This window comes from Gracilimonas halophila, from assembly GCF_042684365.1.
GTDB lineage: Bacteria > Bacteroidota > Rhodothermia > Balneolales > Balneolaceae > Gracilimonas > Gracilimonas halophila.
In genome coordinates this window covers 1-12,225 of the sequence record NZ_JBHULI010000022.1, presented here as the reverse complement: position 1 = coordinate 12,225, position 12,225 = coordinate 1, and the positions used below count along the sequence as shown (strand labels likewise).

The window sequence follows — 12,225 nt, the reverse complement described above, 5'->3', positions numbered from 1 at the left end:
AACGACGATCGTCTTTTTAGTTAGGTGAGATTAAGCCATCCTGAGAAATTGGGGTGGCTTTTTTATTTCAAGCAAATTAGGTGGTTAGAATAGATTTTAGTTGAACATTAAACTTTATTTTTGATATTACCCTCATTTAAAATAGATTAAGACAATATTAATATCCAAAATGGAGGACATATGAAGAATAAAAACATAGCTGTATTACTACTTCGAATCGGTGTAGGAGTCATTTTTTATTGTAGCCGGATGGGGTAAACTTACCGGTATTGAAGGTGTTCAGGGATTTTTTGGGAATATCGGAATTCCACTTGCAGGTATTATGGCTTGGGTTGTAGCGCTTGTAGAGTTTCTGGGCGGAATCATGGTTTTGATAGGATATAAAGTTGAAGTTCCCGGCATTTTATTAGCCTTCACGATGCTTGTTGCTATTTTTACTGTAAAAATGGGCGGCGATGGGGGCTTCAGCGGTATGCGTTTGGAGATCATACTTATGCTAGCCAGTTTAGCTATAGCCATGATGAATACGGGAAGTTATTCTCTTGATAACATATTGGATAAACCTGCAGAGTCCTAGCCTGCTTAAAATTCAGGAAGCCATGCATTGTGAGATCTTTTCATCACTTTTAAACATATAAAAAAAGCCCCGCTCAATTTAATGAACGGGGCTTTAATTCTTTAAAAGGCTAACGAAGTGTTAGTCTTCGGCTTCGGCTGTTTCACCTTCGCCGTTACTGCTTCCGCCAAGTTCTTCAAATACTTTGGCGATCTCTTCGTCTCCTTCTTCCATGTCTTTCTTCGATCCAACCACGATGTCTTCATAGTCGCGAAGTCCGGTACCGGCAGGTACTTTATGTCCAACCACCACATTCTCTTTGAGTCCGCGGAGGAAGTCTTTCTTAGCTTCGATTGAAGCCTGAGTAAGTACCTTGGTAGTTTCCTGGAAGGAAGCTGCTGACAACCAGCTATCGGTTGAAAGTGCAGCTCTTGTGATACCCAACAGAATTGGCTTAGAAATAGCCGGTTCTGCTTCACGGGTTTCGAGCTCTTCTTTACCGTCTTTGATCAACTGATTGTTATGATCTCTTACTTCACGGCGATCAAGGATAGTTCCTTTCTTAAGTTCACTTCCACCTTGGTTGGTGACTACAAACTTACCGATCAGTTCGTCATTACGATCATTCACTTCAAATCGATCAACTTTATCGCCTTCAAGGAACATGGTATCACCGGGATCGGTGATCTCAACTTTCTGCATCATGGTTCGCACAATAGTTTCAATGTGCTTGTCATTGATCTTCACACCCTGTAGTCGGTAAACCTCCTGAATTTCATTCACGAGATAAGACTGCACAGCGTATGGACCTAAGATATTCAGAATATCCTGAGCCGGAATGGTTCCGTCAGAAAGTGGCTGACCTGCTTTCACAAAATCATTGGATTGAACCAAGATATGCTTACTTAGCGAGATCAGATATTTCTTCTCATCGGTTCCGTCTTTGGATTTCACAAATACCTCTTGTGAACCACGCTTACGTCCACCCATTTCAACAATACCGTCAATTTCAGTAACAACGGCAGGTTCACTTGGGGAACGCGCTTCAAATAGTTCTGTAATACGCGGAAGACCAGCGGTGATATCCTTAGATTTGGATGCAACACGCGGAATCTTGGCGATTACCTGACCGGCTTCCACTTTAGCGCCATCTTCTACCACAATGTGGGTATCAACCGGCAGTGTGCTTTCGCGGATTCGGTCTTTAGTTCCTTTGATCATAAGGGTTGGAACCAGCGTACGATCTTTGGAATCTGTAATTACTTTTTCACGGTGACCGGTTTGAGCATCGGTATCATCTGATGAAGTAACTCCGTCAATGATATCTTTGAACTCAACCGTACCTTCAATTTCAGAGAAGATCAGGGCGTTATATGGATCCCACTTACAGAGCACTGCTCCTTTAGGTACCATATCACCGTCTTCAACCAACATCTCAGAACCGTAAGGGATGTTGTAAGTGATCAATACTGTTCCTTCGTCGTTCACGATCTTAGCTTCACCGGCACGTGAAAGAACAACATTATGATCTTCTTCGCCATCGTTGTAAACCACAACGCGGACGTTTTCAAATTCAACTTTACCTTCAAACTTTGTCTTATGCTGAGATTCAGCCTCCAAACGAGAAGCTGTACCACCAACGTGGAAGGTACGAAGGGTAAGCTGTGTACCCGGCTCACCAATTGACTGAGCTGCAATAACACCTACTGCTTCTCCTTTTTCAACGAGTGTGCCACGGGCAAGGTCGCGTCCGTAACACTTGGCACATACTCCGCGAGGTGTCTCACAGGTAAGTACGGAACGGATCTCAACTTCATCGATTGAAGTTTCAGCGATCTTCTGAGCTACCGTTTCATCGATCACCTGATTTGATTCACAGATCAATTCATCAGAGATCGGGTCATAAATTTCATGTAATGATACACGGCCGAGAATACGATCTTCAAGACTTTCAATGATATCCTCATTGTCTTTCAGAGCCGTCATCTTGATACCACGGAGGGTACCACAGTCTCTTTCATTAATGATCACATCTTGTGACACATCAACTAATCGACGGGTAAGATAACCGGCATCGGCAGTTTTAAGGGCCGTATCAGCAAGACCTTTACGTGCACCGTGAGTAGAGATAAAGTATTCAAGAACCGTCAATCCCTCTTTGAAAGAAGAAAGGATCGGGTTTTCAATAACTTCATTACCCTGCTGCATGGAGCTCTTTTGAGGCTTGGCCATAAGACCACGCATACCACCTAACTGTCGGATCTGCTCTTTAGAACCACGAGCACCGGAATCAGCCATCATATAAACGGGGTTAAATCCGTTTCGGTCGTTTTGCAGTGCCGTGAATAATGTTTCAGAAACACGGTTTGTGGTACTTGTCCACTTATCAATTACCTGGTTATACCGCTCGTTATCAGTAATAAAGCCCATCTCGTAACGTCCTTGTACGTCGGTTACTTCGTCTTTGGCTTTATTGATCAATTCTCCTTTGGCATCCGGAATAATGATATCGTCAAGACTGAAGGAAAGTCCACCAATAGTAGCTTCCTCATATCCTAACCTCTTCATATCATCCAGGAACTTGGCTGTTTTAGCTGTTCCTACAACGCCATGGATTTCACCAATAAGGTTTCTCAGTTCTTTTTTACCGAGGGTCTTATTAATGAATGGAATTTCCTTAGGAGTGATCTCATTGAATATCACTCGTCCGGTAGAAGTTTTAATTACCTCGTATTCCGCTTCTCCTACCTCATTAATTACGGGAATTCGAACATTGATCTTAGCATGGGTATCAATTTGTCCCTGATCAAAAGCGATCAACACTTCTTCCGGAGAAGAAAATGTTTTTCCTTCACCTTTACGTCCATCATCTGGCTTGGTCAAATAGTACAGTCCAAGGATCATATCCTGTGAAGGAACTGCGATCGGACCACCATTTGCAGGTGCTAAAATGTTATGAGAACCTAACATAAGAACGGATGCTTCAATAACAGCATCGTGACTCAATGGAAGGTGAACGGCCATCTGGTCACCGTCAAAGTCAGCGTTAAACGCTGTACATGCGAGTGGGTGAAGCCGTATAGCTTTCTCTTCAATAAGTACCGGCTGGAATGCCTGAATACCTAACCTGTGCAATGTCGGGGCACGGTTAAGAAGTACGGGGTGTCCGTCGATTACATTTTCGAGTACTTCCCATACAACGGCATCGCGTCGGTCAACTACTTTCTTGGCGCTCTTTACTGTTTTCACATATCCACGCTCTATCAAGCGACGAATAATGAATGGTTTGTAGAGCTCAACCGCCATTTCTTTTGGCAGACCACATTCGTGCATTTTCAGCTCGGGTCCTACCACAATTACAGAACGGCCGGAATAGTCAACACGCTTACCAAGAAGGTTTTGACGGAAACGGCCACTCTTACCTTTCAGCATATCTGAAAGTGATTTAAGCGGGCGGTTGTTATTACGTACTGCGTTTGATTTTCTTGAGTTGTCGTAGAGTGAATCAACCGCTTCCTGCAACATGCGCTTCTCGTTACGGAGAATCACATCAGGAGCTTTGATATCTATCAATCTTTTCAGACGATTGTTACGGATGATCACACGACGGTACAGATCATTCAGATCAGATGTCGCAAAACGGCCACCTTCCAGAGGTACCAATGGTCGTAATTCCGGTGGAATCACAGGAATTACACTCTGTACCATCCATTCAGGACGGTTTTCAGTGTGCTTGTTGGCGGCACGAAATGATTCAATTACCTGAAGACGCTTCAGCTTTTTCTTCTTACGCATTTGTGAAGTTTCATTCTTCACCTCATAGCGTAACTGATAAGCCAATTCATCAAGATCAAGATCGGCAAGGAGTGCCTGCAAAGCATCCGCTCCTTCCTTAACGATGAACTTGTCGTCATCATCGTCATCCAGCTCCTGATTATCTTCGGGCAGTTGTTCTAAAATGTCCCACTTCTCTTCTTCAGAGATCTGATCACCTTGTGCATAACCTAAGTCTCGCGCAACACCCGGATTGATGATCACGAAAGTTTCGTAATAAACGATCTTATCCAGATTCTTGGACGAAGTTCCTATAAGGTAAGCGATCTTATTTGGAAGTGACTTGAAGTACCAAATGTGTACTACAGGAACGGTAAGGGTAATATGCCCCATACGCTCACGACGAACAGCTTTTCGGGTAACTTCCACACCGCAACGGTCGCAGATGATACCTTTATAGCGGATCCTCTTGTATTTACCACAATGGCATTCGTAATCTTTAACCGGGCCGAAGATCTTTTCACAGAAAAGACCATCCATTTCCGGTTTGAAGGTTCTATAGTTTATAGTCTCGGGAGTCAAGACCTCTCCGTGAGAGCGAGATAAAATCGTCTCTGCGGAAGCAAGGGATACCCCAATGCTATCGAAGTCTTTGGTGACTGTTAATGTCTTAGTTACTGGCAAGGATGTTCCTCCAAATTATTAACAGTGAAATTATTCAATGTGCATTTCAAGGCCGAGACCCATAAGCTCTCGTAGTAATACCTTGAATGATTCGGGCACGTCTCCATCGGGCAGGTTTTCACCTTTAACGATGGCCTCATATACTTTAGAGCGCCCTTTTACGTCATCACTTTTTACAGTGAGCATTTCTTTCAGGATGCTGGAAGCACCATAAGCATACAATGCCCAAACCTCCATCTCACCGAGTCGCTGACCACCAAACTGAGCTTTACCGCCCAATGGTTGCTGCGTAATAAGTGAGTATGGCCCAATAGAACGAGCATGCATTTTGTCCTGAATCAAGTGATTCAGTTTCAACATGTAGATATAACCTACTGTTGTTTTCTGTGCGAATGGTTCACCTGTACGACCGTCGTAAAGATTTACTCGACCGTCTTCAGGTAATCCCGCTTCTCTTAGTTTTTCTCTTACCTCATCCATAGAAGCACCGTCGAAAATAGGAGATGCAAAAGTAACACCCATTTTCTTAGCAGCCCATCCAAGGATGGTTTCGTAGATCTGTCCAAGGTTCATACGAGATGGTACACCAAGAGGGTTAAGACAGATATCTACAGGAGTTCCGTCTTCCATAAATGGCATGTCTTCGGCAGGTACGATCTTAGCAACCACACCTTTATTACCGTGACGACCCGCCATTTTATCACCCACTTTCAGTTTACGTTTCTTAGCAACATAAACTTTAGCTTTCTGAATGATTCCCGGTGGTAATTCATCTCCTACCTGGATCGCAAATTTACGACGCTTGGCTTCGGTATCAATTTCACGACGAAGCTCACGGTAGTTAGCAAACAACTTACGAACCATCTTCACTAGCTCACCATCAGTGGCCCAGTCAATGTTCTCGTTGATGTTTACCGGATCTAATTCTTCAAATACTGATTTCTTGTATTTCTCGCCTTTCGGGATCAGCTCTACATTACTGTAGTTCAACACACCCGGAGAGGTTTTGTCTCGAAGCAGGGAGTACATCTTGTCTGCCCATTGCTGATTCAATTCAGCAACTTTTTGTGCATGACGTTCTTCTTCCTGCTCAACACTTTTCTTCTCTTCCTTACGAGAGATAAGCTCATCTCGTTTACGGCTGAAGAGCTTGGTATCAATTACTGTACCTTCAACACTTGGCGGCACTTTCAGTGATGCATCTTTAACATCACCTGCTTTATCGCCAAAAATGGCGCGCAATAGTTTTTCTTCCGGAGTAGGATCTGTTTCTCCTTTAGGAGTGATCTTACCAACCAGAATGTCACCATGCTCGATCTTAGCACCGATACGTATAATTCCACGTTCGTCAAGATCAGACGTAGCTTCTTCACTTACATTAGGAATTTCACGAGTCAGTTCTTCTTCACCACGCTTGGTATCACGAACCTGTTGTTCGAATTCCGTTACGTGAATAGAAGTATAAATATCTTCCTGAACAATGCGCTCACTTACTACGATCGCATCCTCAAAGTTGTACCCTCTCCATGGCATGAACGCCACGAGCAAGTTACGGCCCAAGGCAAGCTCTCCTTTGTCAGTAGAGCAACCATCAGCCAAAGCCTGACCGGCTTTAACTTTATCTCCGATCTTAACAACAGGACGCTGATTGATCGTAGTATCCTGGTTAGTTCGGATGAATTTGTTCAGTTTATATGATTTAACACCACCATCAAAATAGCAATGTTGTTCATCTTCAGTACGCTTGTACTTAACTCTGATCTCCGTAGCACTTACATATACTACTTCGCCATCGGCGTCTGCAGTAATGATAGCTCTTGAATCACGAGCGGCACGCTGCTCCAGTCCGGTTCCCACTACAGGAGCTTCCGGGCGCAATAAAGGAACGGCTTGACGCTGCATGTTCGAACCCATCAAGGCACGGTTAGCATCATCGTGTTCAATAAATGGAATCAATGCTGCCGCCAAAGATGTGATCTGATTAGTGGCAACGTCCATGTATTCAATTTCTTCCGGCTTCACGCGGAGGTAGTTACCTTCACGGGTTCTGGAGAAGATGGCATCCGTTTCGAACATGCCCTTATCATCGATCTCGGCGTTAGCCTGGGCAATTACGGTTTCATCTTCTTGCTCAGCAGCCAGATATTCTACATCTTTGGAAACCTTTCCTTCCTTCACTTTTCGGTAAGGGGTTTCAATAAACCCGAAGTCATTTACTTTCGCGTGAACACACAGGGATGAGATCAAACCAATGTTTGGTCCCTCAGGTGTTTCAATTGGGCAAAGTCGTCCATAGTGAGTATAGTGAACATCACGAACCTCAAAACCAGCTCGCTCACGAGTCAATCCACCCGGTCCAAGCGCAGACATACGTCGCTTGTGAGTCAGCTCAGCAATCGGATTAGTTTGATCCATAAACTGCGAAAGCTGATTAGTACCAAAGAATGTGTTTATCACACTTGAAATGGTACGGGCGTTAACAAGATCCTGCGGTGTAAGCTGCTCTGCATCACGGGAGTTCATTCGCTCACGAATGGTTCTGGCCATACGAGCGAGCCCGATAGCAAACTGCTGACCTAACTGTTCGCCTACAGTACGTACACGACGGTTACTCAAGTGATCAATATCATCCACCTGAGATTTCATGTTCTTCAGACGGATAACTTCCTTCACAATAGCTACAATATCCTCTTTAGTCAGATATTGAAGGGTATTTTCCTGGTCCATCTTCAAACGCTTGTTGAGTCGGTATCTTCCAACTTCACCAAGGTCATATTTCTTATCGCTGAAAAATAATCGCTCTAGTATGGAACGGGCAGTTTCGGGATCTGGCATTTCACCGGATCGTATCTGCTGATAAATTTCTCCAAGTGCAGAAGATTCATCATAAGTAGGATCTTTACGCAGTGTATTCATCATCACTGAACGCTCTGATTCCTCAGCACTTATCTTCTGAACCAATACTTTTTCAACTTCGGCATCTTTCAATGCACCGTAATCATCTTCAGTCAATTCGTGATCACGTTCAAAGATGATCTGTCGATTAAGAGCTTCAGTTACTTCACCTGTCTCATCATCAACAACTTCTTCCATGCTTTCCACAACAATATTTTCAGCAAGTCTCTTACCTACTAATTTCTTGTTGTAATCTGCTTTGGAACCGAACTTGATATCCTCAGAAAGCTCAAACAAGCTTAATAATTCAATATCGGAGGAGTATCCGAGAGCTCTCAATAGGGTAGTGGCCGGTACTTTCTTCTTACGGTCGATATATGCCCAAAGGACGTCTCTGATATCCGTAGTAAATTCAATCCAGGATCCTTTAAATGGAATAACACGAGCGGAATACAGTTGTGTACCGTTCGGGTGTACGTTTTGTCCAAAGAATACACCTGGAGAACGATGGAGCTGACTTACAATAACTCGCTCGGCACCGTTCACTATAAAAGTACCTCGGTTTGTCATCCACGGAAGGTCTCCTAAGAACACTTCCTGTTCAATAGTTTCGCTGGCTTCATCGCTGTCATCAACAGACGATAATCTCAATTTGGCTTTAAGCGGAACAGAATATGTTAGGCCCCGATCCTGACACTCAGCTTCAGTATAACGAGGCACATCCACGTTAAAGTAAAGAAACTCAAGGATATGAGTTTCACGAGTATCCTGAATAGGAAAATTTTCATTAAATATACGTTGCAGTCCTTGATTTTGTCGCTCGTTGGGCGCAATATCAAGCTGTACAAATTTTTCGAATGACTCTAACTGGATATCCAGAAAATCTGGGTAATCCAATACATGTTTGGTCTTACCAAACGATAGGCGTTCCGTGTTCGGAATAGTTTGCATCTTCTTGCTCAAAAGGAACCTCTCCTCTTAGATTGAAGGTAAATGATACGGGTAAACCCCAAGGCATTTGGGGTCAATTTCTATAAGACGCCAATAGCCAATACCGTTTTCACGGCATTGGCTACCCACGAATTTGTAAGTATAAGTTACTTAAGCTCTACTTCGGCACCAGCTTCTTCAAGCTTGGATTTGATGTCTTCAGCTTCATCTTTCGATACAGCTTCTTTTACAGTGCCAGGAGCTCCGTCAACCAATTCTTTGGCTTCTTTCAGCCCAAGACCGGTGATGCCGCGTACTTCTTTGATAACGGCGATTTTCTTAGCACCAGCGCTTTTAAGAACTACGTCAAACTCAGTTTGCTCTTCTCCGCCACCGGCTTCTCCGCCACCGGCAGGTCCAGCTACTGCAACAGCAGCTTGAGCAGGTTTGATATCGTATTCTTCTTCAAGAACTTTAGCAAGTTCATTTGCTTCTTTAATTGTCAGGTTGACAAGCTGTTCAGCTAAATCTTTAACGTCAGCCATTTTATTTCTCCAGTTGTTTTGATATAAAAAATTCTAGTTGTGTAATAAGGGTTATTCGTCGCCTTTTTCAGCGATTGTTTTAACGGCACCAACAAGGTTAGATCCTTGTGAGTTAAGTGCACCAACTACATTTGATAGCGGAGCCATTAACAGACCAAGGACATCGCCAATAATTTCGTTCTTAGACTTCATAGCTGCCAGAACGTCCAGTTTATCCTCACCGTAGAAATCACCATCTACCATTGCGGATTTAAACTGTGGCTTATTATTATCCTTGATAAAATCTTTCAATACCTTGGCAGGTGCTGATAGTTCTTCTTCTACAAAAGCGAAAGCATTCTGCTCAACCAAAGAAGGAATGATATCATCATATCCACCAACCTTCTCCATTGCCAGCTTTACAAGCTTATTTTTGTATACTTTGAAGCGAATATCTCCCTTACGAAATGCACCTCGCAGTTCATTAACTTCAGGTACCGACATTCCGGAATAGTTAGTGATATATAAAGCACTAGAACTTTCCAGTTTTTCGGCAATCTCGTCTAAAACTGCTTGCTTTTCTGCAGTAGGCATAATTTAATTCCTCCTATTATAGGGATGTTACTGCGGTTCTGCTTAACGGGATGCTTGGTCCCATAGTACTGCTCATGAAAACACTTTTCACATACAGTCCTTTTGCGGAAGCCGGTCTTAAACTCATAACAGTCCGAAAGAATGCTTCTGTATTTTCTTTCAGATCGCTAGCGCTAAAACTTACTTTACCAACAGATGTATGAAGGATTCCGGCCTTATCAACACGGAAATCAATCTGTCCGGCTTTTACTGTTTTAACAGCTTCAGCCACATCCATTGTTACGGTTCCACTTTTAGGGTTAGGCATCAGTCCGCGGGGCCCTAAAAAGCGCCCAAGCTTACCGAGTTTACCCATTACGTCAGGTGTTGCGATAATCACGTCGATATCGGTCCACCCTTCTTCTATTTTCGTGATGTAATCATCAAGACCAACATGGTCGGCACCAGCTTCTCTGGCTTCATCTTGCTTACTCTCATTAACGAGTGCAAGCACACGAACTTCTTTTCCTGTACCATGAGGTAAACTCACAGTGCCACGTACCATTTGGTCTGCGTGACGAGGATCAACACCTAAACGGATATCAATATCCACTGAGGCGTCGAAGTTAGTGTTTGATGTTTTTTTAACCAGATCGCACGCTTCTTCCAAAGTGTAATCCACTTCGGGGTTCACGAGTGCCACGGCCTGTTGATATTTCTTTCCTCTTTTTGCCATGATCACAATTTCCTTACTTTTCGCGATTTACTCTAAGACCCATACTGCGAGCCGTTCCTGCAACCATCTCCGCACCAGCTTCGATGTCAAACGCATTTAAGTCTTCCATCTTTTCTTGTGCAATGTCTTTGCATTGGCTCCAGGTTACCGTCCCTACTTTATTTCGGTTTGGTTCACCTGATCCGGACTTGATTTTCGCTGCTTTCTTGAGAAGTACAGGTGCTGGTGGAGTCTTTGTTTTGAATGTAAAAGACTTATCAGCATAAACCGTAATCTCAACAGGAACAACAGTTCCGGCCTTGTCCTGAGTCTTAGCGTTAAAGGCTTTACAAAACTCCATAATATTGATTCCTGCCTGACCGAGTGCCGGTCCTACAGGTGGCGCAGGGTTTGCCTGCCCCCCAACAATCTGAAGCTTCAGGATTTTCTCAACTTTTTTAGCCATGGATTCTCAGGATCCTATAATTAATAACTTCTGTTTATGTGTGCGTAATAGCTAGTGTGCATCAACTAGGTTCTTTATGTAGCGGATTCAACTTGATTAACATCAACTTCAACCGGAGTTTTACGACCAAAAATACTGACCATAACTCTCAGTTTAAGTTTTTCAGGATTCACTTCCTGAACAGTTCCGTCAAAATCTTTGAACGGACCGGATATTACTTTAACCAAGTCACCTTCGCTGTACGGAATTTCAATATTCCGTGCTTCGTCTCCACTGTCTTGCACTCGCCCAATGATGCGTTTGACTTCGTGCTCTTTTAGCGGAGTTGGCACCGTTTCATTTTTACCTACCTTCAAAAAACCAAGGCAGGACGGTGCACTTTGTATCAAATTGTTTACCTCTTCATCATAATGAGTGTTCAAAAGGATATAGCCGGGGAAAAAATTCTTCTCCCTCGTGCGTTTCTTACCAGCACGTATCTCAACAACCGTTTCAGTAGGAATTAAAATCTCACTGATCTTATCCTCTAAACCTTGTTCTTCAATTTCACGCTCAAGAAACTCTTTAACCTTTTTCTCATGACTGGAAAAGCAGCGGACTACATACCAATCATGTGTTAGTTCTTTGCTCATTATTAATTGTAAATAGCTTCTAAGATTGTGCTGTAGAGTTGATCAACACCAAAAATAAAAACCGAAATTATGATTGAGAATACCACTACGATAATAGTGTTATCTATCAGTTCTTTTTGGGTCGGCCAGGATACCTTCTTGAATTCCTGCACAACACCATCAAAAAAATTATTAATCTTACTCATATTTTTAGATTTATCTGCACGGGTGGAGAGGCTCGAACTCCCGACACCTGGTTTTGGAGACCAGTGCTCTGCCAACTGAGCTACACCCGTATAAAGCGCACAAGAGCAGCCGGCTTACCGACTGCTCTTTGCACTGGCCTTATTTAGGTAATTGCTTAATCCAATATTTTAGTTACCACTCCGGCGCCAACAGTACGGCCACCTTCGCGAATTGCAAAGCGCAGTCCCTCTTCCATCGCTACCGGCTGGATGAGTTCCACGTCTAATTTCACATTGTCTCCCGGCATCACC

The 12,225-nt window shown here is 43.4% G+C and carries 10 protein-coding genes and 1 tRNA gene; 1 reads left to right on the top strand and 10 read right to left on the bottom strand.

The window, feature by feature from the left end; genetic code table 11:
* Positions 1-238: 238 nt before the first annotated feature.
* On the top strand, positions 239-577 hold the full coding sequence (locus tag ACFSVN_RS05145) for a DoxX family protein (RefSeq protein ID WP_390300152.1): 339 nt from the start codon (positions 239-241) through the stop codon (positions 575-577).
* A gap of 120 nt (positions 578-697) precedes the next feature.
* Here the strand turns inward: ACFSVN_RS05145 and rpoC are convergent, their stop codons facing one another.
* The 10 genes from rpoC to ACFSVN_RS05095 form a co-directional block, all read right to left on the bottom strand.
* On the bottom strand, positions 698-5,014 hold the full coding sequence (gene rpoC / locus ACFSVN_RS05140) for a DNA-directed RNA polymerase subunit beta' (RefSeq protein WP_390299579.1): 4,317 nt from the start codon (positions 5,012-5,014) through the stop codon (positions 698-700).
* A gap of 30 nt (positions 5,015-5,044) precedes the next feature.
* Complete coding sequence (gene rpoB, locus ACFSVN_RS05135) at positions 5,045-8,860, bottom strand: DNA-directed RNA polymerase subunit beta (protein WP_390300150.1); 3,816 nt, start codon at positions 8,858-8,860, stop codon at positions 5,045-5,047.
* A gap of 146 nt (positions 8,861-9,006) precedes the next feature.
* Positions 9,007-9,384, bottom strand: coding sequence for a 50S ribosomal protein L7/L12 (gene rplL / locus ACFSVN_RS05130; protein WP_390299576.1), 378 nt, complete (start codon positions 9,382-9,384; stop codon positions 9,007-9,009).
* Positions 9,385-9,435: 51 nt separating this feature from the next.
* Positions 9,436-9,957 carry a 50S ribosomal protein L10 gene (gene rplJ / locus ACFSVN_RS05125; RefSeq protein WP_390299573.1) on the bottom strand — a complete coding sequence of 174 codons (522 nt, stop codon included), beginning with the start codon at positions 9,955-9,957 and terminating at the stop codon, positions 9,436-9,438.
* A 16-nt stretch (positions 9,958-9,973) separates the two neighbouring features.
* A complete protein-coding gene (gene rplA / locus ACFSVN_RS05120) occupies positions 9,974-10,672 on the bottom strand; it encodes a 50S ribosomal protein L1 (RefSeq protein WP_390299571.1) in 699 nt (232 codons plus the stop codon).
* A gap of 13 nt (positions 10,673-10,685) precedes the next feature.
* On the bottom strand, positions 10,686-11,117 hold the full coding sequence (rplK, locus tag ACFSVN_RS05115; protein WP_390299568.1) for a 50S ribosomal protein L11: 432 nt from the start codon (positions 11,115-11,117) through the stop codon (positions 10,686-10,688).
* Positions 11,118-11,191: 74 nt separating this feature from the next.
* Positions 11,192-11,749: a transcription termination/antitermination protein NusG gene (gene nusG, locus ACFSVN_RS05110; RefSeq protein ID WP_390299565.1), complete on the bottom strand. Its 558-nt coding sequence runs from the start codon at positions 11,747-11,749 to the stop codon at positions 11,192-11,194.
* Between the two features lie 2 nt (positions 11,750-11,751).
* Positions 11,752-11,934, bottom strand: coding sequence for a preprotein translocase subunit SecE (gene secE / locus ACFSVN_RS05105; RefSeq protein ID WP_103664885.1), 183 nt, complete (start codon positions 11,932-11,934; stop codon positions 11,752-11,754).
* A gap of 17 nt (positions 11,935-11,951) precedes the next feature.
* Positions 11,952-12,024, bottom strand: a tRNA-Trp gene (locus tag ACFSVN_RS05100).
* 65 nt (positions 12,025-12,089) lie between these two features.
* Positions 12,090-12,225: EF-Tu C-terminal domain-related protein (locus ACFSVN_RS05095; protein WP_456237586.1), on the bottom strand; the 136-nt coding region annotated here is incomplete at its 5' end.